Origin of the sequence: Thiothrix subterranea, assembly GCF_016772315.1 — a bacterium.
GTDB lineage: Bacteria > Pseudomonadota > Gammaproteobacteria > Thiotrichales > Thiotrichaceae > Thiothrix > Thiothrix subterranea.
The window spans coordinates 3,374,905-3,397,320 of the sequence record NZ_CP053482.1 but is presented as its reverse complement, the minus strand read 5'-3'; the positions used below and the strand labels follow the sequence as shown (position 1 = coordinate 3,397,320).

The 22,416-nt window shown below is 49.5% G+C and carries 22 protein-coding genes; 13 read left to right on the top strand and 9 right to left on the bottom strand.

Going from position 1 to position 22,416, the window contains the following annotated elements:
- Positions 1 to 104: 104 nt before the first annotated feature.
- The gene (locus HMY34_RS16790; protein ID WP_202716583.1) at positions 105 to 1,376 is read right to left on the bottom strand and encodes an NAD(P)/FAD-dependent oxidoreductase; all 1,272 of its coding nucleotides are present in this window, start codon (positions 1,374 to 1,376) and stop codon (positions 105 to 107) included.
- A 291-nt stretch (positions 1,377 to 1,667) separates the two neighbouring features.
- On the opposite strand from HMY34_RS16790, the gene HMY34_RS16785 reads away from it, so the two are divergent.
- Positions 1,668 to 3,377 (top strand): proline--tRNA ligase, encoded by a 1,710-nt coding sequence (locus HMY34_RS16785; protein ID WP_202716582.1) that lies wholly within the window; start codon positions 1,668 to 1,670, stop codon positions 3,375 to 3,377.
- 99 nt (positions 3,378 to 3,476) lie between these two features.
- Positions 3,477 to 3,800, top strand: coding sequence for a hypothetical protein (locus tag HMY34_RS16780; protein ID WP_202716581.1), 324 nt, complete (start codon positions 3,477 to 3,479; stop codon positions 3,798 to 3,800).
- On the opposite strand, the gene HMY34_RS16775 is transcribed toward HMY34_RS16780, so the two are convergent.
- Entirely contained in the window at positions 3,771 to 5,246 is a 1,476-nt protein-coding gene (locus HMY34_RS16775; protein ID WP_202716580.1) for an AAA family ATPase, read from the bottom strand. The genes HMY34_RS16780 and HMY34_RS16775 overlap by 30 nt on opposite strands.
- 95 nt (positions 5,247 to 5,341) lie before the next feature.
- Here HMY34_RS16775 and HMY34_RS16770 point away from each other — a divergent pair, with 95 nt between their 5' ends.
- The 7 genes from HMY34_RS16770 to HMY34_RS16740 all read left to right on the top strand — a co-directional run bounded on the left by HMY34_RS16770 (position 5,342) and on the right by HMY34_RS16740 (position 9,652).
- On the top strand, positions 5,342 to 5,629 hold the full coding sequence (locus HMY34_RS16770; protein WP_202716579.1) for a BrnT family toxin: 288 nt from the start codon (positions 5,342 to 5,344) through the stop codon (positions 5,627 to 5,629).
- The gene (locus HMY34_RS16765) at positions 5,626 to 5,853 is read left to right on the top strand and encodes a CopG family antitoxin (protein WP_202716578.1); all 228 of its coding nucleotides are present in this window, start codon (positions 5,626 to 5,628) and stop codon (positions 5,851 to 5,853) included. Before HMY34_RS16770 ends, HMY34_RS16765 begins: the two co-directional genes overlap by 4 nt.
- Positions 5,854 to 5,970: 117 nt before the next feature.
- Positions 5,971 to 6,747: a DUF6998 domain-containing protein gene (locus HMY34_RS16760; protein WP_202716577.1), complete on the top strand. Its 777-nt coding sequence runs from the start codon at positions 5,971 to 5,973 to the stop codon at positions 6,745 to 6,747.
- Positions 6,748 to 6,800: 53 nt separating this feature from the next.
- Entirely contained in the window at positions 6,801 to 7,052 is a 252-nt protein-coding gene (locus HMY34_RS16755) for a hypothetical protein (RefSeq protein ID WP_202716576.1), read from the top strand.
- Positions 7,049 to 7,678, top strand: coding sequence for an ApaLI family restriction endonuclease (locus HMY34_RS16750; protein WP_202716575.1), 630 nt, complete (start codon positions 7,049 to 7,051; stop codon positions 7,676 to 7,678). The genes HMY34_RS16755 and HMY34_RS16750 overlap by 4 nt, the downstream gene beginning before the upstream one ends.
- A 7-nt stretch (positions 7,679 to 7,685) precedes the next feature.
- Entirely contained in the window at positions 7,686 to 8,900 is a 1,215-nt protein-coding gene (locus HMY34_RS16745; RefSeq protein WP_228287896.1) for a DNA methyltransferase, read from the top strand.
- Positions 8,901 to 8,926: 26 nt separating this feature from the next.
- On the top strand, positions 8,927 to 9,652 hold the full coding sequence (locus HMY34_RS16740; RefSeq protein WP_202716573.1) for a sulfotransferase family protein: 726 nt from the start codon (positions 8,927 to 8,929) through the stop codon (positions 9,650 to 9,652).
- Here the strand turns inward: HMY34_RS16740 and arfB are convergent.
- Complete coding sequence (gene arfB / locus HMY34_RS16735) at positions 9,649 to 10,041, bottom strand: alternative ribosome rescue aminoacyl-tRNA hydrolase ArfB (RefSeq protein WP_202716572.1); 393 nt, start codon at positions 10,039 to 10,041, stop codon at positions 9,649 to 9,651. The genes HMY34_RS16740 and arfB overlap by 4 nt on opposite strands.
- Positions 10,042 to 10,202: 161 nt before the next feature.
- Here arfB and HMY34_RS16730 point away from each other — a divergent pair, with 161 nt between their 5' ends.
- Complete coding sequence (locus HMY34_RS16730) at positions 10,203 to 11,777, top strand: bifunctional GNAT family N-acetyltransferase/carbon-nitrogen hydrolase family protein (RefSeq protein WP_202716571.1); 1,575 nt, start codon at positions 10,203 to 10,205, stop codon at positions 11,775 to 11,777.
- A gap of 2 nt (positions 11,778 to 11,779) precedes the next feature.
- Here HMY34_RS16730 and HMY34_RS16725 read toward each other — a convergent pair whose 3' ends face one another.
- The 6 genes from HMY34_RS16725 to HMY34_RS16700 form a co-directional block, all read right to left on the bottom strand.
- A complete protein-coding gene (locus HMY34_RS16725; RefSeq protein WP_202716570.1) occupies positions 11,780 to 13,285 on the bottom strand; it encodes a glycosyltransferase family 2 protein in 1,506 nt (501 codons plus the stop codon).
- Positions 13,269 to 13,478 (bottom strand): hypothetical protein, encoded by a 210-nt coding sequence (locus HMY34_RS16720; RefSeq protein ID WP_202716569.1) that lies wholly within the window; start codon positions 13,476 to 13,478, stop codon positions 13,269 to 13,271. The genes HMY34_RS16725 and HMY34_RS16720 overlap by 17 nt, the downstream gene beginning before the upstream one ends.
- A complete protein-coding gene (locus tag HMY34_RS16715; protein ID WP_202716568.1) occupies positions 13,471 to 14,508 on the bottom strand; it encodes an AAA family ATPase in 1,038 nt (345 codons plus the stop codon). Before HMY34_RS16715 ends, HMY34_RS16720 begins: the two co-directional genes overlap by 8 nt.
- A gap of 64 nt (positions 14,509 to 14,572) precedes the next feature.
- Complete coding sequence (locus HMY34_RS16710) at positions 14,573 to 16,246, bottom strand: thiamine pyrophosphate-binding protein (RefSeq protein ID WP_202716567.1); 1,674 nt, start codon at positions 16,244 to 16,246, stop codon at positions 14,573 to 14,575.
- A 92-nt stretch (positions 16,247 to 16,338) separates the two neighbouring features.
- Complete coding sequence (locus HMY34_RS16705; RefSeq protein WP_202716566.1) at positions 16,339 to 16,761, bottom strand: DUF3293 domain-containing protein; 423 nt, start codon at positions 16,759 to 16,761, stop codon at positions 16,339 to 16,341.
- Between the two features lie 25 nt (positions 16,762 to 16,786).
- Positions 16,787 to 19,207: a sugar-binding protein gene (locus HMY34_RS16700; RefSeq protein ID WP_202716565.1), complete on the bottom strand. Its 2,421-nt coding sequence runs from the start codon at positions 19,205 to 19,207 to the stop codon at positions 16,787 to 16,789.
- 202 nt (positions 19,208 to 19,409) lie between these two features.
- On the opposite strand from HMY34_RS16700, the gene murA reads away from it, so the two are divergent.
- Genes murA through aroG form a run of 3 tightly spaced genes read left to right on the top strand, consistent with a single transcriptional unit; the run spans position 19,410 to position 22,376 of the window.
- Positions 19,410 to 20,669, top strand: a complete 1,260-nt coding sequence (gene murA, locus HMY34_RS16695) for a UDP-N-acetylglucosamine 1-carboxyvinyltransferase (protein ID WP_202716564.1) — start codon at positions 19,410 to 19,412, stop codon at positions 20,667 to 20,669.
- Positions 20,670 to 20,673: 4 nt separating this feature from the next.
- Positions 20,674 to 21,315: an ATP phosphoribosyltransferase gene (hisG, locus tag HMY34_RS16690; RefSeq protein ID WP_228287895.1), complete on the top strand. Its 642-nt coding sequence runs from the start codon at positions 20,674 to 20,676 to the stop codon at positions 21,313 to 21,315.
- Entirely contained in the window at positions 21,315 to 22,376 is a 1,062-nt protein-coding gene (gene aroG, locus HMY34_RS16685) for a 3-deoxy-7-phosphoheptulonate synthase AroG (protein WP_202716562.1), read from the top strand. The genes hisG and aroG overlap by 1 nt, the downstream gene beginning before the upstream one ends.
- Positions 22,377 to 22,416: the final 40 nt, after the last annotated feature.

Sequence of the window (22,416 nt, the reverse complement as noted above, 5' to 3'; positions counted from 1 at the left end):
TTTTCAGGGAACAACTCTACTTACCGTGATCAGAAACATACGCCGCATCGCAGTGCAGCAGCATTGATTTCGCGCAAATCCGGTAAAATTATCTGCTTTATTATTTAGATACGGGTGATGCCCAGCATTTTCATAATGGACTTTTCATAGAACGGCTCAGAACTGCCTTTCTTCATTTTACGGATGAAGTATTTCTCAAAAGCAATCTTGGCAAGGTGTACCCACTTGCCTTTTTTCGCCCACACCATATTGCGGGGTGGGATTTGCGGAATGGCCACAAACGCCGCGCCGCTATCGCCAAAGTCTGCCAGACAAATCGTGCTCCACGTTCCCGTGGTGTGCGGTGTTTTGCCTGCAATTTCGTCAGCGATATTGTGAACAGCAGACGTGACCATTGACTCGATCATGTAGCCGGTTTTTGGCATACCGGTGGCGACTGGCGTGGCTTCCAATGGCGGAATCGCAATACATACACCAGCCGAGTAAATATTTTTGTATTTCGGGCTGCGGTGCAATTCATCGACAATCACGAAACCACGCGGGTTACACAAACCTTCCACAGCAGCCACCGCTTCCACACCTTTAAACGCTGGCAACATCATCGCAAAATCGAAGTCGATGACGTGTTCTTTTTCCACTTCACCCTTTGCGGTCATTTCGGTGACGTGCATTTTGCCTGCTTCGACTTTGTGGGTCTTGGCATTCACCATCCAATTGATGTGGTGGTTGCGCAATTCGGATTCGAGCATTCCTTTGGAATCGCCCACTCCGCCCAAGCCCAAATGCCCAACGTAAGGCTCGGAAGTCACATACGTCATCTTGAATTTGTGGCGAATTTTACGCTTGCGCATATCGGCATCGAGGATGAACGCAAATTCGTAAGCGGGGCCAAAACAGCTTGCTGCGGGCATTGCACCCACCACAATGTGACCACTGCCTTTTTCCAACAGCTTTTGGTATTCCTCATACGCTGCCACGGCATGATTCACATCACACACCGATTGGGTATGACCGCCATGTGGCCCAGAACCTTCGACTTCATCAAAGAACAACTTGGGGCCAGTGGCAATGATCAGGTAGTCGTAGCCGACCACTTCGCCATTGTCCAAATGCAGTTTGCTGCCGTCTGCATCAATTTTGTTGCAACGACTGGCGATGAACTTGATGTTTTTGCGGCTCAGGTATTTTTCAATCGGGAAAGTAATGTCATCACGGGTACGCCAGCCCACCGCAATCCACGGATTGGATGGAATGAACTGGAAATAATCCCGTTCATTGATGACGGTGACTTCGTGTCCCTTACCCAAAATTTCGCGTAATTCATACGCAGCAGGCATTCCGCCTGTACCAGCACCAAGAACGACGATGTGCGCCATAAAAAAGACTCCTAGCGATTATGTTAATTTGTGTTTCTGGACGCAGATAACACCATAATCAACCCAAAATGTCAAAAAAATATCATTTAATTTCAATCATTTATAAAGTAAGTATATAATTATTTACTTATGCAGATAGTAAAAATACTGGTTTTTTTTGATAACTATCAATGCAAAATCATAGCAACTACTAAACCAATAGAAAAACCGCCAATCCGCACGCGGGGGTTTCGCAAAGGCGCGATGAATTCTATAATTGGCGGTTTCCCATACCGGATAGAAGACAACACCATGCGAGTTTCCCGATTCCCCCTGAGCACCCAGCGCGAAACGCCCGCCGATGCCGAAGTCATCAGCCACCAATTAATGCTACGTGCGGGCATGATTCGCCGCCTCGCCTCCGGTTTGTATACGTGGATGCCGTATGGCTTGCGCGTATTGCGCAAAGTCGAAGCCATCGTGCGTGAAGAAATGAACAACGCGGGTGCAATTGAAGTGCTGATGCCTTCCATCCAGCCTGCCGAATTGTGGCAAGAATCCGGTCGTTGGGAAAAATACGGCGCGGAATTGCTGCGCATTCGTGACCGTCACAGCCGCGACTTTTGCTATGGCCCGACGCACGAAGAAATCATTACCGATTACGCCCGCAAAGAATTGAGCAGCTACAAGCAGTTGCCGATCAATTTCTACCAGATTCAAACCAAATTCCGTGACGAAGTACGCCCGCGTTTTGGCGTAATGCGGGCGCGTGAATTCTTGATGAAAGATGCGTATTCCTTCCATGCCACACAAGAATCGTTGCAGGAAACTTACGACATTATGTTTGCGGCGTATTCGCGCATTTTCCAGCGGTTGGGGCTGGATTTCCGCCCGGTGCAAGCGGATACCGGCTCGATTGGTGGCAATGCATCACACGAATTCCACGTCCTTGCTGATTCGGGTGAAGATGCGATTGCCTTCGCCAGTGGCAGCAATTACGCCGCGAATATCGAATTGGCGGAAGCGGTGTGCCTAATTGCCGAACGCGCCGCGCCAACGGAAGCGATGCGCGAAGTCGACACGCCTAACGCCAAAACCATCGAGGAATTGGTGGCGCAATTCGGCTTGCCAATCGAGAAAACGGTTAAGACCTTGATCGTGGCGGCGGCAGAAGAGTCCGAGCACGCCTTCATTGCTTTGCTGGTACGTGGCGATCATACCCTCAACGAAATCAAAGCGGAAAAAATCCCCGGCGTTGCCGTGCCGTTGCAGTTTGCGCGGGAAGATGAAATTCGCGCCTTGATCGGTGCAGGCCCCGGCTCATTGGGGCCAGTCGGTTTGACCATTCCGGTAATCGCTGACCGTACCGTGGCGAATATGTCCGACTTCGGCGCAGGCGCGAATGTCGACGGCAAACACTTCTTCGGCATCAATTGGGAACGCGATGTCGCGCTGCCGCAAATTGCCGATCTGCGCAATGTGATCGAAGGCGACCCCAGCCCCGACGGTTGCGGCACACTGTCTATCGTGCGCGGTATTGAAGTCGGTCACATCTTCCAGTTGGGCAAAACGTATTCGTCGAAACTCAATGCGACGGTGTTGGATGAAAGCGGGCGGGCGCAAGTGATGACAATGGGTTGCTACGGCATCGGCGTTTCCCGCGTGGTCGCCTCAGCGATTGAGCAGAATAACGACGAATTCGGGATTCGCTGGCCTACGGCGATTGCGCCATTCACGTTGGTGATTGCGCCGCTGAACATGCAGAAATCGCCGGATGTGGCAGCGAAAGCAGAAGAACTTTACGCGCAATTGCAAGCAGCGGGCGTGGATGTGTTGCTGGATGACCGTGCGTTACGCCCCGGTGCAATGTTTGCCGACCATGAATTGCTGGGTATTCCGCACCGCGTCATTATTTCTGAGCGTGGTTTGCAAGCGGGCGAGTTGGAATACAAAGCGCGGAGTGGCGGCGATGCGGTGAAAGTGCCGGTTGCGGATATTCTCGCGTTTATTGCCCAACTTTAACCGAAACTTAACCGCAATGTGATAGTCGTCACGGTATCCGGGCGATTATTGCAAGATAATCCGTTTATGGCTTTCGTCGGGCAAATTTCGGGGCTGATTATGGATATTCTTACAGTGTCGTTTTTATTGCTGTTGGGTGCGGCAGCAGGTTCATGGTTGGGCTATTCACAAGGGCTTGCACAGGGCAAACAAGTCGGCAAATTGGCGGGGATAAAAGAAGGCATTAAAGAGCAACTGCGTAAAGAACTGATTGAGTCCAAGATCATTGGGGGGGCTTATGAGGTTAAGGTTCACGCGGATGCCTGCAAAGAGCTGGAAGCCGCCTTATCCGGTAAGCCGCAGAAGAAAGCTCCCGCGTCATCACTACCGGGCTGGGTGATGGTGGCGGGGGTATTATTCGCGAGTTGGCTGCTGTTGATGTAGCGAATCAGCGCCAACGCTTTGGATGAAATACACCGACGAATGGTAGAGCAGCGTCAGCAGCAGGGTTTTGATGTGCTTTTCATCCATCTTCATGAAATCGCGGTTGGAAAGCACCTGCAACACGCGCTGCATCTCATCCATTAACGGCTGGATATTGTCATCCGCCGCCAAGGATGCCACTGCCGAAGCTAAGCCACGATTGGGAATCTCAATCTGGTTACGCCGCTCCAATTCCGCTTTGAAATACTGGAAATACATCTCCTGCATCACATGGTTGGGGATAGCAAACACCTCCCCGGCCAACTCTTCGCGTTGCAGCGACACAAACCCCATATAGGCTAACAAGCTGATGAAATCATCCCGGAAAAAGCCTTTGTCGAAATCAAATTTTTCCGCCTGTCGTGCGATGACTTCGCCCGTGTTGAGCAACTCATCCAGCACCTTGTAATTGTCTTCACGGTCGCCGATACCGAACAAGCCCATTAACTTACCATAGTCGGAGGCAATATTCGCATCCAACATTTTTTTCGGGTAAGCACAGCGTTTCGTGTCGAAATTATCCAGAAAATACAACACCATATTGGCGTTATAAACCGTTTCGGGTGCATCCGCGTGAAAGCGGTAGCCGTTGTACCACCGTGTCACGTCATCCAGCAACACTGAGGCATCCAGATGGCAGTCGACCGCCAAGGGCTGGAGTAAGCCCGCTACTTCATCCTTGGTAAAACCGACGGCTGCATTGAAGTCTTCTTGTAACGACAGGTTTTTGCCAATATTAAACCCACTGGTCAGACTATCCAGCATGATCGGCGTAACCCCCGTGATGAACAAACGGTCTACCGTGCCGCGCTGGGTAGCTGCCTTAATGGTTTCGTAAAAGCTGCGCACGAAACCGCCCTTGCCGACGATACTTTTGAACAGCGGCATATTCTCCGCCAGTATCGAATTGGCGAAATGGTCGTATTCGTCGAGCAACAGGAACAGTTTTTGGTTCGCTGTTACCCCAAAAAAGTACTCCATTTTTTCGTATGGGGAGGTCAATGCAGCAACCCCGGCCTGCTCTTGTTGCGTATACTCGTAACGCTTGAGGAAGTTCTGCAAAGCCACATCGACTTTGGTATTGAACGCCCGGTAAACCGATTCCGCGCTATCCGTGGCAATCCCGCTGAACTCCATGAACAGCACCTGATAGCTGCTGCGCGTCGGGGTTGGATGTTGCCCGATGTGGAGTTGGGAAAAGATTGCGTCGAAATCTGCTTGGTGCTTTACGTCGTAGTAATACTCCAGTGCTGAGATGAACAGGCTTTTACCGAAACGGCGCGGGCGCAACAGAAAGTGGTACTGCCCATCGGCTTCTAGCGCGGCGATGTAGGCGGTTTTGTCCACATAGACAAAGCCTTCGGTGATGACTTTCTTGAAATTGCTCAAGCCGTAGGGGATTTTCATGGCACGTCCTGCACGGTGGTGATGTGGCAGATGATAGCATATTGCCATGTAGCGTTTACGCTTGACACGCCAAATCTCGTACATACAATGTAACCATGATGAAATTCGAGTGGGACACAGCAAAAGCTGCTTCAAATCAGCGCAAACATGGCATTTCTTTTGAGGAAGCCAAGTCGGTTTTCTTTGATGAATTTGCTGTGCAATTTTACGATGAGGAACATTCGGATGTGGAAGACCGTTTTTTGATGCTCGGTCTTAGTGATGAATCCAAAATCCTGCTTGTTTGCCACTGTGAGCGTGATTCAGGCACTACCATCAGAATCATCTCAGCTCGCAAAGCAACCAAAAATGAACGTCAATACTACAAAGGTAGCGTGCCATGAAAGCGGAATATGACCTGTCTCAAATGAAATCTCGCAAAAATCCCTACACCTCCAAACTGAAAAAGTCCGTCACCATTCGATTGGGCGAAGACGTGGTAGGGTATTTCAAAGAAATGGCTGAAAACACGGGTGTACCTTACCAAAGCCTGATCAACTTGTACTTGCGTGACTGTGTGCGCCAGCACCGGACAATTGATATTTCGTGGTTATCGAATCCGGCATAAAAAATAATTTCGCTTTAAACTCTTATGGATTAGATGAGTTTAAAATGATTAAAAATTTAAATAAGAAGTCAGTGAGATCAATCATGACCTCTTTGATTAAGTATCAAAGGATAAATAATGGAAGAAATTGATGATCTTTGGATAAAATTTAATGAACATTCAAACAAACTTGCCAAAGCATTAGGAAGAACAAGTAATTTAGTTGGTGAATACGCTGAATATCTTGCCCATCAATATTATGGTGGTAAGTTGCTAAATATTTCTGGTTTCAGTGCAGATATAGAAACCGACGATGGAAAACTATATCAAGTTAAATCAAGAAAAATCAAAGGTACTCCAACAACACCATTAAATGTAATTCGCTCATGGGAGTTCGATTATTTGGTAGTAATTTTATTCAATGAGCAAGGACTTATTAAGAAAGGATTAGAAATACCTGTTGAGATTGCAAAAGAATATGCCATTAAAAATAGTCACCAAAACGGCTGGATAATTACAACAACTCAAAAATTCTTAACTGATAAAAGATTAAAAGACATCAGCGTCGATCTATCATTATTGATTAATTCAAAAAAAGCATCTTCAGAAAAAAACCAACAAATTAATACATCATTTTCGTCAAATAAAAACACCAACGAAAGTAAATTATTAATTATTTTAAACCCATCCAATCCAGAAGAATTCAAAGCGAAATTATTAGTTTCAAAGTTAGCTGAAATCAAAACAACCTATTCAGATGGTAGAACTGAACTAAAAAAATGGAATGCAGATCGGTTCAAACAAAGCTCTAATATACTTAACAACATCCGCTCTAGACCTGAATATCGTTCTGGTCAATGGCAAGCCAATAATATTATTCGTGTTGATGTGGCGGTAATAAATAATGTTTTATAGAAATAACTATAGACAAGCAAAGCCCGCAAAAATTTAATTGGAGATCCTAAACCATGACTCAATCCTATTCCCGAATCTTTTTACTCAGCCACATGCGAGCCTATAGCAGTTTGCTAGGACATATTATCGGCTCACAACCGCGTATCAATGGCTATTACGAAATGCACCAAAGCTACCTCAGCGACGCTGATTTAGCCCAGCAAATAGCGGATTATAGCCAATACGATAGCATAAAAACTTGGATTTTAGCCGGACTGATGATGTATTCTTGGCTGCATTCATCCATTTTTCGAGACTATCAATGACAATTCAGCAAGCAATAAATGCTCTGGCGCTCGACTACTCAAATCGGCTGCGGGCGGCGATTGATGCAAGAACAGAGGAAATGTTAGCCGATGACGTATCACATTATTTGATATACCGAGTGTTGGGGATTTCTAAGCTTGAAGGTCAACAAATCGACATTTACCAGAACAAAGGTCGATTTTTATATAAGTACGCCGGTTCATTTCTCGAACAAGCCACCAAAAAATGTTTTGAACATGCATTCCCCGATTCGGGAAGCCTTCGCATCCCAAATACCAGAGGTCAAAAACCCAAAACATTTGAAATTGATTGCTTGGTAGGAAATGACGCGCTTGAAATAAAATGGAAAGATGCAACCACTGATGGTGATCATATCACCAAAGAGCACACCAGAATCCAAGTCATTGCTGATGCGGGATACACACCTATTAGAGTCATGTTTTATTACCCAAATCGTCAGCAAGCCATGCGTATTCAGCAAACTCTTGAAACGCTTTATCAAGGAATGGGTGGTCATTATTACTATGGGGACGCTGCTTGGGCTTATGTGCAAAAGAGAACAGGCATAGATTTAAAAGCAATACTAGAACAAATCGCCAATGAGCGCGTTCCAAATGAAGACTAAATCCAATATGAAAGAATTATATCACGGTGATTGCCTAGAAATAATGAAGGGTTTGCAAGAAAAAACCATTGACATGATTTATCTTGACCCGCCGTTTCTCACCAATAAAAAACACAGTTTAAGTTCTAGGGACAGAACCTCCCACTATAGCTTTGATGACCTGTGGGCGTGCCATAAAACATACGCTGACTTTATGCTGTATCGCCTAATTGAAGCAAAGAGAATCCTAAAAGACTCTGGTACAATATTTATTCATTGTGATAAAACGGCTAACCACATCCTGAGATTAATTGGTGAAGAGGTATTTGGTCAGGATAACTTCCTTTCTGAAATCATTTGGTCATACAAAAGATGGTCAAACTCTGCTAACAATCTCACGCCAAATCATCAGAATATCTTATTTTTTTCAAAAACCGACAGCTATAAATTCAATAAAATATTTACTGACTATTCAGAAACCACCAATATTGATCAAATTCTGCAAAAAAGATCGAGAGATGCACACAATAAATCCATTTATGCGCGTGAAGATGATGGCAGTGTTGTTTCAGCCGATGAGAAAAAAGGTGTTCCATTAGCCGATGTGTGGGAAATCCCTTTTCTAAATCCAAAAGCCAAAGAGCGCACTGGATACCCAACCCAAAAGCCCATCTTATTGCTTGATCGAATCATTGAAATATCAACCGATGAAGGTGATTTAGTGCTTGACCCCTTTTGTGGAAGTGGGACTACTCTAGTCGCCGCCAAGATGAAAGGCAGAAAATTCATAGGAATAGATACGTCGTTAGATGCAATTGAGTTATCTAAATCGCGACTAGAAACATTAGTAAAAACAGAATCCGCCTTGCTAAATAAAGGTCGAGAGTCCTATATCAATGCAGATGAAAAATCTCTGGCAATACTCTCCGGTCTTGATGTGTTGCCCGTGCATCGCAACGCGGGAATAGATGCAATCTTAAAAAGAAACTATCAAGCTAAACCCGTACCAATAAGAGTACAACGTGAGAACGAAACCCTTTATGAAGCAGCGTCAAAATTATCAGCAGCCGCGAGAAAAAAAGGCGCTAAGATTGCATTTCTTGTTGCTACCCGTAAAGCACAAGATTTAATTGAAATGAAATTTGACGATCATATCGTGCAAATCATTAATTCTCCGGCATTAGAAATTGGCTCATTCATAGATGAACAGTGGTCTAAGCAATTACTCAACCAAACGGGCTAAAAGTTTATTTGACCGGAAATCCTAATATGAAACACTCCTACTCCCGAATCTTTTTACTCAGCCACATGCGAGCCTACAGCAGTACGTTGAGTCATATTATCGGCTCACACCCGCGTATCAATGGCTATTACGAAATGCACCAAAGCTACCTCAGCGACGCTGATCTAGCCCGGCAAATCGCGGATTACAGCCAACACGATAGCTTAAAACCCGACAGTCACTATCAATTTGATAAACTGCTGCACAACGATTATCGGCTGAATTTAAGTCTGCCCGCATTACAAGATGCTGTCATTTTTATTGCGTTGCGCCAACCTGAGCCAACCATTAAAAGCATCATTAAGTTATTCCGGCAAAAATCCAGCGATGATTTGTATGCGCAACCCGCTGGCACAAACGACTATTACCTTGAACGGCTGCAAACCCTTACCGACTTCGCCCAGCAACACCCGCAACGTTATTACTATTTTGATACCGAAAAAGTCTGCACTGACACCGACGGCTTATTAAGCCAGTTACAGCAATGGATAGGCGTGACTGAACCGTTATCGCATGAATACGGTAGCTTTGCCAAAACGGGCGTAGCCGGTGCGGGGGATACCTCACCACTCATTCACACCGGCAAAATATTACCGAATTTTCAAGAAGCGGTGGATGATGTGGAACTGGATGCGACGTTATTGCAACAGGCAGAACAGGCTTATCAACGCAGCCGCGCTTTATTGCTGCACTACGCCAAACAGCATTGCTAATAATCGACTTTTTTACGCCCCGATTTAATATCGCTGTGCTTTTTCTTGCTGTCAAGCCGCTTGAGCCGCGAGCTAAACGTCGGGCGCGTGGCTTTGCGCTTCTTTTGCACTTTGGTCGCATCCGCGATTAATTGTTGCAAGCGTTCAAGCGCGTCCGCCCGGTTTTTTTCCTGACTGTTGTGGGTTTGCGCCTTGATGACCACCACGCCATCGCCGGAAATGCGCTGATCAGCGTAGTTCAACAGCTTTTCTTTCCAACTATCCGGCAAGGAAGAAGCGCGGATGTCAAAACGCAAGTGAATCGCAGTCGAAACTTTATTGACGTTTTGCCCGCCGGAACCTTGAGCGCGGATGGATTGGAAATCGAGTTCTTCGGGCGGGATATTCATAATGACCTTCAAAACGGCGTCTAATTGCTGTTTACTTTAACGTCCAATGGCCGATTAGTGAAGGTATTTGACGGGAGTTTAGTATTCCAGCACGGAATACTGACGCTCTACAGCGCTGCGGTATATCATGCACCTTTCAACCAACACCAAAACCACTTTTTATGGCTACCACCAACACACTTTCCGACCCCGCTATCCAGCTCCAGCTCCGCCAAGCCAAAATGGATGACATTCCCCAAATTGCCGCGCTATCCGAGCGCGTTTATGCAGGCACGGGGATGTACGGCTACCCAGAGCCGGTACTGATCGGGCAGCAAAATCACTTCCCAGAAGGGCAATTTGTGGTGGTCGCAGGCGAAAAAATCGTCGGTTACTGCGCCACCCTGCGCGTCAGCGAAAAACGCGCTTTCAAACAACATAACTGGAGCGAAATCACCGGCAACGGCTACATCGCTACCCACGACCCCCACGGCGAATGGCTCTACGGCATGGAAGTGTGCGTCGACCCCAACTACCGTGGCTACCGCATCGGGCAACGCCTGTACAATGCCCGCAAACAATTAGCGCAAGACCTCTCCCTGAAAGGCATCGTCTTCGCCGGGCGTTTGCCCACGCTTGCCAGCCGCATCAAGCGTTACGGTACAGCGGAAGCGTATGTCGAAGCCGTGCGCAAAAAGGAACAACGCGACCCGGTACTTTCCTTCCAGCTACGCAATGATTTCGAATTCATTGGCTTAATCCCGCATTATCTGGATGCTGACCACCAATCAATGGGTTACGGCGTCCACATGATTTGGCGCAACCCCAAAGTTTCGCAGACGCCCGCCAAAGGCAAACAGAAAAACTACGGCAAACGTCAACCCGATAGCGTGCGCGTCGGCACGGTGCAATACCAGCAACGCAAAGTGCAATCGTTCGAGGAATTCATGGAAGCCGTCGCCTACTTCGTTGACGTGGTAGCCGATTACAAAGGCGATTTCGTGGTGTTCCCCGAACTGTTCACCCTGCAATTGTTGTCGATGGAATCGCAGCAATTAAGCCCCGTGGAAGCCATTGAAGCGCTCACCAAATACACCCCGCAATTCCGCGAAGCCATGCGCGACTTGGCGTTGCGTTACAATATCAACATTATTGGCGGCTCTCACCCCACACGGATGCCGAATGGTCGGGTGGAAAACATTTGCTACATTTTCCTGCGTGACGGCACAGTACACGCACAAGCTAAAATTCACCCCACGCCCAATGAAGCGTATTGGTGGAATATCGAAGGCGGCAGTGAATTGGATGTCATTCAAACCGATTGCGGCCCCATCGGGGTACTGATTTGCTACGACTCGGAATTTCCCGAACTGGCACGCCACCTCACTGATCAGGGCGCACAAATTTTGTTTGTGCCGTTTTGTACCGATGAACGCCAAGGCTACTTGCGGGTGCGTTATTGCTGTCAGGCACGCGCCGTCGAAAATCAGATTTACGTGGTCATGTCCGGCAACTGTGGCAACCTGCCCAACGTCGCCAATATGGATATTCAATACGCACAAAGCTGCATTCTTACCCCGTGCGACTTGCCGTTTGCGCGTGACGGTATCGCCGCCGACACCACCCCCAATACCGAAATGGTCGCCATGGCTGACCTGCGTCCCGATTTATTAATGACTGCCCGCAATAGTGGCTCGGTACAAAACTTGCGCGACCGCCGCCATGACTTGTACCACGTCCGCTGGAAAGGCAAATAGCCTCAAGGCAATGCCACAACCTCATCCCACACGGCGCGTTCTGCTTGATAACTCAGCAGAGCCGCCAGCATCTGCTGTTTACGCTTTGCCCGATGTTCAGCCGATTGGATTTGCTGCCAAGCCAACGACTGATCACTGAAATTGCGGCGAATATTCCCCAAAAACTGCAATACTTGCGCCAACGCGGGCGAACCCTGCCAACCGTGCTGCGGCTGTTGCACCCACTGTTCCAAGGCTTGCACCTGCGCATTCACTGCTGCATGTTTAGCCTCATACAAGTTCAGCAATTCCGACTCCACCGACTCCATCACCTGTTGCACCGCAGCGGCGTTGGCTAATTGCGCCAAATCGTGCTGCTTCAGCCACTCCACCACCGAGAACAGCATCAAATCGCCGAAAAACTGGCGTTCAAACTCATCCGAAATATCAATCGCCGCATCGTGCTGTTGCTCCACACCGGGGCGAAAACCGTCATCGGCATCCGTGGTACGCTTGTGCAACATCGGCAAATTCGCCGCCGCAAACCGTTCGCCAATTTCCGCCTGAATCAACCGTCCCGCCGTCGGCCCCGACATCCGCAGCCGCAAATGCCCAAACGGAATAATGTATTTCAAACCCTCGAAATTGACGATGTAATTTCCGGGGTAAATGGTACGTGCCGGGGTCAGTGCCAATGGATCAGCACCCGGTTGATACACCGTCTTGCGCGTCAAATGTTCGCCAAAGAAAAATGCCTGTAACCGCGCTGCAAAGGTTTCCAAACACGCCCGATGATCATGCGCCCCCGACAACGGACAGGGGTAATCAAAATGGCTAGTCTGCTGTTCAAACCCAAATAATTTCGCCAAATCGTGATAAGCAGCATCGTGCGGCACGGGCGTATCCCGATGAAACTGGCACGCGCCATTGAGATCATAGTCGGCAATTTCGTGCAAAAACGCACTCACATCATCCAGAAAATTCGCTGCCATCACCGAGGGCGATACCGGCGGATCACCCACCAGTTTTCCGGTCAACATAGCGATGTCATTGGTTTGGAAAATCTGATTAATGTGATGGAAATAATCCAGTTCCGGCAAAAACAACTGATCACTATCCACCAGATAATACAAGGTGCGGTCTTTATCCCGCGTCAGTTGCAGCATTTTCAGGTAACTGAGATTGCGGTTGGCTGCCTGCCCTTTGCGGTAAAAACGTTCAGCAGGTTGCGTGGTAAGCAAATTCCCCAAGGACTGGCGTTGCGCGACGGGGATACTTTGCAACACCTGATATTGTTCGGGCAGGTCGAAATGAATCACGTCCAGCCCTTTCGCGCTGTATTCCGCCACCAACGCCTGATGTGTGGCGATGCACTGCGGCTCACGGCTGTCTTCGGCAACCACAATGATAATGCCGCCGTCATAGCCGTAACGGGTAATTTGCTGGTGAATGCTTTCCAGACAGTTGCGTAAATGCGCGGGGCGATCAGCGACTGGAATGCTCAAGATAAAATCAAAGGTTTGCATCATGCAGCCTTCCTTCTTTGATTTCTATCCACGTAAAAGCATCCAACGGGCTACGTGCCAGAATATCGACGGCTTTAAAATCCAATGGGGCACGTTGTACAACCATGTCATAAAAACCGTTGGGTGCATCATAGCTTATCGCCTGCCATTCCGTTGGAAAATGGAAGGTTAGTTGCCCTTCTGTGACTTCAGGCATGGTGTGCATCCTGTTCACGGTCAAACTGGGCTAACTCTTCATCCAGTGCCACGATGGTTTGCAAGTCATCCAAGGAATCACCAGACTCCACCACTACGCCATCCTCCCCCTTGAGCAAGGAAAAGTAGCGTGTGTTTGTGTCCACTTGCTGCATGGAAACTAATTGAATTTCTTTTAGTAAAAAATAGCTATGTGTGGTTACAAAAACTTGTATGCCACTATTCGCAAGCTCACAAATAACTTTTGCTACTAATTTGACTAAACGAGGATTTAATGTAGCTTCTGGTTCGTCCCAGAATAAGCAGCTCTTTTCTCGCAATGCTCCGGTTGCTAATAAACGTGCCATCATCGCCAACTTACGAATACCCTCTGCCACCAGTGGTATTTCCAAATCCCCAAGCCCTTTGGTGTATAAATAGAATCTACCATTATCGGCTAAGATAACTTTTCCACCCATTGCTTCTTCTAGTATTTCAACGACGTCATTCATAAAACGAGTACGTGTCACGGGTAGACTTAATGCTAAACATGTATCACGGTAGGTTTCGTCAAACTCTAAATAACGCTGCTCATACAACGCGAGAAATCCGGGATAAATACTCAACAACTCGCGAGTAGGGAAAAATACCGTCTGCTCTTCCTTCAAAACATCAGGAAGTTGCAGAAACTGCACTTCAACTTTACTGCTAGTACCAAACTCAAAAGCGCTATTACGCGCTGTATCAGTGAACTGCAATTCAATCCCACAACGCCCTCGCCCCGCACGACGTGCTAGTTTACCTAAAGACTCCGCCTTAAAGACATTTTGTAATTTTTGGGCGTATTGGCGTTGTAAACTGCTTTTAATAATACGTGAATTATCGTTTCGCTTAAGCTCTTCATTTGTCGCGGCCAATATTGCGTACAGTAATTTCAGTACATGCGTTTTACCCGTACCGTTTTCACCGACGATGACGTTCAGACCCGCTGCGAACTCGAAGCTGGCTTTAGAAAAAACAGTAAAATTTTCAATACTTAATCGTTCTAGCATGGTTTTTCCTATCAGTCCAGATGAATCACAAGCTTGTTAGCAAGCATAGCACAATCGCATCACGTTATCGGCGCGAAGAGTAATTGGGGTAAGCATCCTGATCCACCATCAGCTCGATCAGATTAATACCCTGATGAAAATCAGCTAATTCAAACACTTGCTGGCAATCGGCATCGCTGGCAATTTTAAAATGGTTAATCCCAAACGATTGTGCCAATAGCGCGTAATCCGGGTTTTGAAAATCACAATCGAGAAAACGCTGTTGGTATTGCTGGTGCTGGTTTTTGCGGATTAAACCCAAAGTCTGGTTATTGAACATAATAATCGTCAGCGGAATCTGGTAATTCACCGCCGTCATGATTTCCATGCAGCACATTTGAAAACCGCCATCGCCGAGAATCGCAAATATCGGTTTGTTCAACGCAAAGCGTGCGCCAATCGCCGCAGGAATCGCATGACCTAATGACGACACGCCGGTATTCGGTACAAACAAATCATCCGCTTTCACCCGATAAAGGTTTTGCGCAAAAATGATATTGTCATCGACCAATACAATGCCTTCGTCAAAATGCCGTTCCAGCCGCGCAAACAGGGTTTTCACCAGCGCAAATTTATCGCCAAAAATCACCGTATTATGCGCTATGTTTTGCTGGTCAATACGGCGTTTGAAGGCAGCAATATCCGGGCGTGGTTTCGGTTCAAGCCCTTGCGGGACACAACAGGCATTCATGGATTTGAGGAAATCACCAAGGTCGGACTGAATGGCTAAATCCGCTTTGAATACCTTTTCCAGTTGCGCCACATTACGGTCAACCTGAATAATTTTGCTGGGGTTTAATACACCCTGTTTCCACACATAACTGGTACGCTCATTAAAACCCGCCCCCAGCAGAATAATCAGGTCGGCTTCTTCCATGAAATAATGCATGGCGTGACCACTGGACGTAACCCCCAAACTGCCCAAAGCGAGTTCGGAACGTTCGTCAATAGCGCCCTTGCCCTTCAAGCTGGTGGCTACCGGAATATTGAGGTGGTCGCTGAACCGACGCAATTCGGCACGCGCTTGCGCCGATTGCAGGCAACCGTAACCCGCGAGAATCACCGGACGGTGCGCTTGGCGGATCATGTCGGCGCATTGTTCCAACAGTTGCGCGGGGATTTGCAGCTTGGGGGACGGTTTCAGGCTGGGTAATTTTTCCAGAATCGCCGCATCAACCAGCTCCTTTTGCACATTCACCGGGATGCTCAACACCACTGGTCCCGGCACGTCGGAAACCAGTTGCCGGGCGGCTTGGTTCAGCACATTGGTGAGGTAATCGGTGCGCTCGATCAGCTTGTGGTAGCGGGTCACACCGGAAAATAGCGCGGTCTGGTCGATACTGCCGCCCTCCCCCGAACTTTCCTGTAAACCGCCGCGCCCAAAAATGTGGGTCGGTGCTTCGCCGGTAATCACAATCATCGGCAATTTGTCGGCGTAAGCGTTGGCAATGCCCGTAATCAAATTACTCGCACCGGGGCCTGCGGTAGTAATGCAAGCCCCGATACGCCCACTCACGCGGGCATAGCCACCCGCCATGAATGCCGCCCCCTGCTCATGCTTGACTAGCACCGTCTTAATACTGGAATCATACAAGTCGTCATACACCGGCAAAATGTGCGCCCCCGGCATCCCGAAAATCGTGTCCACCCCCAACTGTTGCAGGAATTTGACGATGAGTTGGCTGACCTGAATTTGCATGAAAGGCTACCTGTGCCGCTTAAACGTAGAATTGGCAAACGATAACCCAAACAGCGCCGCTTGTGGCACTGATTTTGTGCAAACTTCCAACGCTAGGCGGCTAACAGCACCAATTGCGGCACGGCGGTGGCTGAATCTGCCCACAAAATCGCGTTCTGCGCGTACTGTTCACCCAGTGATTTGGCATTTTCCAAGTCCAAACCCGGCACCAGAAAACTCGCTTCGCCTTGCCACTCGCCCGCCGGGTCTAAGCCAATCGCAGGAATGGTCATATAACCGTGCTCTGCTAACTCTGCCGCCAATTGCTGTTGCGCAAGGGCATTTTCAGCCTCACTCAACGGCCAGCTATGCGGATTGCAAGCCGTAATAAACGCCGCACACGTATGCCCGGTTTCCCGCAATAACTGCGCTAATTCGTCGGAGGGGCTGTCGGTGCGCAGCGTAAATGCGCCCTGTGGGTATTGCACTTGGTAATGGGCAGCGTGATACGCCGCCAGCAATTCTGTTGTCATCATCGGAAATCCCCATTGATTAATTCTGTTATTCGCCCAAAATCACGCCACCGAACAGCGCCGGATTTTGCCAAGCGTCGTCTTGTTTGGCTTTCCATGCCAATTTGCCGTCGCGGTCGCCGCCGTCGTCGTCGTCGTCCACATGAATATCCAAGCCCATGCGTTGCCCTGCACGCGGGCTAATTCCCAGACCTGCCCAAGGTAAGGTGACATCCAGCACGTAGCCATTGCCGGAACGAGTCACTGTATGCCGCAACGGTACGCGGTCAATTTTCGGTGAATTTTTACCCAAAACGATATTGCCCGCTTTTAAATTAACAATAAAGTGGAAATCGTTGCGTTGGTCGTATTGCTGGCTCATCGAACCGTCCGCATCCAAGTACAATTCAACCGCGTCATCTTCCCAAGGCACAGTGGAATCGCTCACGCCGGGGCGATCATCTTCTACCCCAATACGTAAGTACAGATTTTGCTGATCCCAACTGGCTTGCCACATGGCGGCCAAATCTGCCGTGCCGTCGATCTTGCCATTCAACACATTGCGCAATTGATAAGCCGAAGCTCCCGCCCAAACATCCGCCGGATTACGCGCTTGCCGAATCAAGGCACTGCCACCCGCTACGTATTGTTCATTAGGCATGGTGCGCATCGTCACTAAGGTGGTTTCCACTGACGGCGGCGCGGCATCTTCTGGCGGAATATTTCCCATGGGGAATGGCGGCGGTTCGCCGTGAATCGGTTCGTATTGTGGCGCAGTCGCATCCAAGGGTTCGGATTGGGTTTTCATCGCCTCCAATGTCACCGCCGGTTTCGCCTGACGTACCAAGGTATCCCCAGAGCAACCGTTCCACCAACAACGATTCACACGGGTAAATTCCAGCAAAGCACGGTGTTTGGGTGCTTGCGCATCCGGCTGGGTAATGTATTCCTTAGTGCCAAAACTGCCGTATTTGCGGTAAATGCGCGGTGAACTGAAATGCACGAATAATTTACCCCCCGCTTGCTTCCAGCCCGTCAGAAGTTGCTGATAAATAGCAGCCATTTGCGGGTGACGGTTAGCAGCGTAAAACAGGTTGTTGGGGTGCTGAGTGTCAGATTTCGTGGTCATATCCACCAAATGTTGCCCGCCTTCATACGCGATCAAATCCACCCCGAAGCTTTTGGCCACCTCTGCCTGTTTCGCAATTAACTTGATTTCATTCGGCAAGGAATGCGGGTATTTCGGGTCAGTCATCACTTGGAAAATATCACTGACGCTACGCGCTTTGCGCAAGGCATTGGCATCGCCATACACATACGGTGCGACCGCGTAAGCGTCGGTAAAGCGGTAAGCACCGTTATAAGACAAAATCGTTTTGCTCATCGCGGTGCTGCCGACCAAACCGGACATCACCCGCACCACGCGCTTATTGCCGCGAAACACTTGCTCCCAAATCCCAAACACATCCACCGAACGTTTGGAATAAAATTTATACGCCGCTTGATTCGGGGCGGGGTCTAAGCCCATTTGCACGCCTTGTTGCTTGGCAAAAGCGTGTTGGGTAAACACGCCGTTCCACACTTCGTTGGAATATTCCACGTACACTTTCAAGCTCGGCTCAAGATTGGCTTGCACGTATTCGGCAAAGCGGCGGATAAAATCGTTACTCGCCGCATGAGGCATCGAAAACCACGGATCGGCGTGCAAACGGTTCGCGAGTTCCACCATCACTTCCATCGGTGCGCCGCGAATGCCCTCTGCCCCACCCCAGGTTTGCTGGTCGATGCTGGCGCGGTCTTCCCACGCATACACCGGGTTACGGGTAATCCCGCTCATGTTCATGAAACGGATCACCCGAAAATCGCGCATGTATGTCAAATAATCGGGGTTAAAAATAATCTTGCTGGAATGCTGCTCGAATGACAAATAATTCCCTTTGCATTGCCCCGCTCCCGCCACGCGCTGAAACGGGTTATTCGCACAAATGCCACCCGGCGGCAGAATGCGAATATTGCGGATGGGATTCGCCGGATTCGTCGCCAGAATAAACAAGGTCGCGTTCAGCTCATTGTCCTTGCCCGGATCGAGATTAATGATGTCGCGCCCCAACGCACCCGCTACCAAACTCGCATCGTTGCGATAATCCAGCTTGCCCTCGCCTTCATACAACACAATGTACTGTCCGCTGGGAATTGTGCCCACCGGTAATTTGCTCACAAAGCGCGTGCCTGCCTGCCCGCCTTGCGAAATGGTTTTCGGCCAACCGTTGCGATCGTATTCGATATTGCCCTTGTTTAACTGCCGTGCTTCGCGAAATGGCAACGCCATTTTCATTAAATCAATGAACGGCGCACTGGAATCGTCATCCATGATTTCATTGGTATTCGTTCCCAGTGCCGAATGGCTGTTGTAAAACGCGGCGGCAGGTTTAACCGCACTTAAACCCAATAGCAGCAGCAAAGCAGCCATAGCCCAGCGGCTCCCCCCCAACGGTAAGCATTTATCATGATCCATTAACCCCATGTTATCGTAAGCAGCAGCCCTAACCTCGCGCTAACGCCGCCTTATTCCCCAATTCGTTATGCTTGGAAAACCAATATGTTCTTTAAGTTCCCTTTTCGTTATTATTCCATCCTTTTGCTGACAAGCGACTGAACCGGATCTTAATACCATGCAAAAGCTGATTATCGAAGGCGGCGTAACCCTAGACGGAGACGTAGAAATCTCCGGGGCGAAAAACGCTGTCCTGCCCCTGCTCGCTGCCACCTTACTGGCAGAAACCCCGATGACGATCCGCAATGTGCCGCGCCTGAAAGACGTGTCCACGTTGGCGGCAGTCATCGCGGGCATGGGCGTTACCGTGGAAACTGACGAACACAATAATGTCCACACCGACACGTCCACCATTCAGCATTTTGTTGCGCCGTATGACTTGGTACGCACCATGCGGGCTTCGATCCTCGTCCTCGGTCCGATGGTGGCACGTTACGGTGAAGCCGAAGTTTCCCTGCCCGGTGGGTGCGCAATTGGCTCACGCCCCGTCAATATTCACCTTTCCGGTTTGGAAGCGATGGGAGCAAAGATTGTGGTCGAAGAAGGCTACATTCGCGCCACTGCCAAGCGCCTCAAAGGTGCAAAAATTGTCATGGACATTGTGACGGTGACAGGCACAGAAAACTTGCTAATGGCGGCGGTATTAGCGGAAGGCACAACGGTTCTGGAAAATGCCGCGCGTGAACCGGAAGTGGTCGACCTTGCCAATTGCCTGATTGCGATGGGTGCAAAGATCAAAGGTGCGGGTACTGACAAAATCACCGTCGAAGGCGTGACTAACCTCAAAGGCGTCGATTACAGCGTGCTGCCCGACCGTATCGAAACGGGTACTTTTTTAGCAGCCGCCGCGATTACCGGCGGGCGTGTGAGGACATTAAAAGCCGCACCTGATACACTCGATGCTGTACTGCACAAATTTACCGAAGCGGGTGCATTGGTCACGACCGGCGCGGATTGGATCGAAGTCGATATGCGCGACCGCATCCTGAAAGCGGTCGATATTCGCACTGACCCCTACCCCGCGTTCCCCACCGATATGCAGGCGCAATTCATGGCGATGAATGCCGTTTCACGCGGCATTGGCGTAATCGTTGAAACGATTTTCGAGAACCGCATGATGCACGTTGCCGAACTGATGCGCCTAGGGGCAAACATCCGCTTGGAAGGTAACACAGCGATTGTGGCAGGAATGCCTTACCTGAAAGGTGCGCCCGTCATGGCAACCGACTTACGCGCTTCCGCCTCGCTGGTGTTAGCAGGTTTGGCAGCGCAAGGCAAAACCACGATTGACCGGATTTACCACACTGACCGTGGCTATGAACGCATTGAAGAAAAACTCTCCCGCTTGGGTGCGCGAATCCAACGGGTAAATGGATAAGATTGTGAAACAAACACTGACCATTGCGCTCTCCAAGGGGCGCATCTTCAAAGACACTGCGCCGCTGTTAAAAGCCGCCGGTATCGAACCTTTGGACGACCCCGAAACCAGCCGCAAGCTGATCCTCGACACCAACCGCGACGACGTGAAGCTGGTTATTATCCGTGCGACCGACGTACCCACGTATGTGCAGTACGGCGCGGCAGACCTTGGCGTGGCAGGCAAAGACGTGCTGATGGAACACGGCGGGCAAGACCTATACGAACTGGTCGATTTACAAATTGCACGGTGCAAGCTGATGGTGGCAGGCTTTCCTGATCGCCCCTTGCCCGCTACCGGATTGAAAGTCGCCACCAAATTCGTCAACTGCACGCGCCGCTATTTCGCCGAACAAGGTCGTCAAGTCGATGTGATCAAGCTGTACGGCTCGATGGAACTTGCCCCGCTGGTCGGCTTGGCGGATTGCATTGTAGACGTGGTAGACACCGGCAATACCTTACGCGCTAACGGGCTTGCGCCACTCGAACACATGGCAGACATCACTTCACGGCTGATCGTTAATAAAGCATCCATGAAACTCAAACATGCCGCCATTCGTGAGCTGATTGCGCACATTCAAACGGCAGTCGACCAAAGGAATCCCTAATGAAACACCAAACTGACGACCTGCGTATCATCGGTATGCACGAATTAACGCCGCCGGTGGAATTGCACCGCGAATTCCCCTTAAGCGATACCGCGACCGAAACCGTATACACAGCGCGTCAAGAAGCCCACCGCATTTTGCACGGTGAAGATGACCGCTTGCTGGTGGTCGTTGGCCCGTGCTCGATTCACGATGTGGAGGCGGCAATGGAATACGCCGCGCGTTTGCAGCCGTTGCGCGATGAGCTGAAAGACCAGTTGCACATTATCATGCGGGTGTATTTCGAGAAGCCACGTACCACGATTGGCTGGAAAGGCTTGATCAATGACCCCGATATGGATAACAGTTTCCACATCAACAAAGGCTTGCGCATGGCGCGTAAGTTATTGCTGGATTTAAACAATCAGGGAATGCCAGCGGCGACTGAATACCTCGACTTGATCAGCCCGCAATACGTCGCTGATTTGGTAAGCTGGGCAGCGATTGGCGCACGTACCACCGAAAGCCAAGCGCACCGCGAACTCGCTTCTGGCGTATCGTGTCCGATTGGTTTCAAGAACGGCACGTATGGCAATTTGAACATTGCGATTGATGCGATTGGCGCGTCTTCACGTCCACACCATTTCCTGTCTGTCACCAAGGAAGGGCATACCGCGATTTTTGCGACCAAGGGTAATGAAGATTGCCATGTGATTTTGCGCGGTGGGCAAGAGCCGAACTATGACGCAACCAGTGTTGCCGCCGCCGTTGCCGCGTTGGAAAAAGCCAAATTGCCACCGTATTTGATGGTCGATTTCAGCCATGCCAACAGCTACAAAGACTACCGCCGTCAGCCAGAAGTGGCGACCAACGTTGCCGAACAGCTTGCAGCGGGTAGCAAAGCCATTACCGGCGTGATGATCGAAAGCAATCTGGTTGAAGGCAACCAAAAAGCCGACGGCAAACAGCGCGAAGAACTGGTTTACGGGCAAAGCATTACCGACGCTTGCATCAACTTCGACACGACTGAAGCGGTGCTGCGTCAGTTGGCTGAAGCAGTGAAAACACGGCGGGCAGGCTAACCACAGAGGGAGTGAAGAGGGCGACCGCCGGTTGCCCCTA

Bases quoted from the DNA above. Each gene is read 5' to 3' on its own strand.
- murA (WP_202716564.1), top strand. From the start codon at position 19,410: ATGCAAAAGCTGATTATCGAAGGCGGCGTAACCCTAGACGGAGACGTA.
- HMY34_RS16765 (WP_202716578.1), top strand. From the start codon at position 5,626: ATGAAAGCGGAATATGACCTGTCTCAAATGAAATCTCGCAAAAATCCC.
- HMY34_RS16705 (WP_202716566.1), bottom strand. From the start codon at position 16,761: ATGATGACAACAGAATTGCTGGCGGCGTATCACGCTGCCCATTACCAA.
- HMY34_RS16720 (WP_202716569.1), bottom strand. From the start codon at position 13,478: ATGCCTGAAGTCACAGAAGGGCAACTAACCTTCCATTTTCCAACGGAA.
- HMY34_RS16710 (WP_202716567.1), bottom strand. From the start codon at position 16,246: ATGCAAATTCAGGTCAGCCAACTCATCGTCAAATTCCTGCAACAGTTG.
- HMY34_RS16760 (WP_202716577.1), top strand. From the start codon at position 5,971: ATGGAAGAAATTGATGATCTTTGGATAAAATTTAATGAACATTCAAAC.
- HMY34_RS16715 (WP_202716568.1), bottom strand. From the start codon at position 14,508: ATGCTAGAACGATTAAGTATTGAAAATTTTACTGTTTTTTCTAAAGCC.
- HMY34_RS16780 (WP_202716581.1), top strand. From the start codon at position 3,477: ATGGATATTCTTACAGTGTCGTTTTTATTGCTGTTGGGTGCGGCAGCA.
- HMY34_RS16700 (WP_202716565.1), bottom strand. From the start codon at position 19,207: ATGGCTGCTTTGCTGCTGCTATTGGGTTTAAGTGCGGTTAAACCTGCC.
- HMY34_RS16770 (WP_202716579.1), top strand. From the start codon at position 5,342: ATGATGAAATTCGAGTGGGACACAGCAAAAGCTGCTTCAAATCAGCGC.
- HMY34_RS16785 (WP_202716582.1), top strand. From the start codon at position 1,668: ATGCGAGTTTCCCGATTCCCCCTGAGCACCCAGCGCGAAACGCCCGCC.
- HMY34_RS16725 (WP_202716570.1), bottom strand. From the start codon at position 13,285: ATGATGCAAACCTTTGATTTTATCTTGAGCATTCCAGTCGCTGATCGC.
- HMY34_RS16730 (WP_202716571.1), top strand. From the start codon at position 10,203: ATGGCTACCACCAACACACTTTCCGACCCCGCTATCCAGCTCCAGCTC.
- HMY34_RS16740 (WP_202716573.1), top strand. From the start codon at position 8,927: ATGAAACACTCCTACTCCCGAATCTTTTTACTCAGCCACATGCGAGCC.
- HMY34_RS16750 (WP_202716575.1), top strand. From the start codon at position 7,049: ATGACAATTCAGCAAGCAATAAATGCTCTGGCGCTCGACTACTCAAAT.
- arfB (WP_202716572.1), bottom strand. From the start codon at position 10,041: ATGAATATCCCGCCCGAAGAACTCGATTTCCAATCCATCCGCGCTCAA.
- HMY34_RS16790 (WP_202716583.1), bottom strand. From the start codon at position 1,376: ATGGCGCACATCGTCGTTCTTGGTGCTGGTACAGGCGGAATGCCTGCT.
- HMY34_RS16775 (WP_202716580.1), bottom strand. From the start codon at position 5,246: ATGAAAATCCCCTACGGCTTGAGCAATTTCAAGAAAGTCATCACCGAA.
- HMY34_RS16755 (WP_202716576.1), top strand. From the start codon at position 6,801: ATGACTCAATCCTATTCCCGAATCTTTTTACTCAGCCACATGCGAGCC.
- aroG (WP_202716562.1), top strand. From the start codon at position 21,315: ATGAAACACCAAACTGACGACCTGCGTATCATCGGTATGCACGAATTA.
- HMY34_RS16745 (WP_228287896.1), top strand. From the start codon at position 7,686: ATGAAAGAATTATATCACGGTGATTGCCTAGAAATAATGAAGGGTTTG.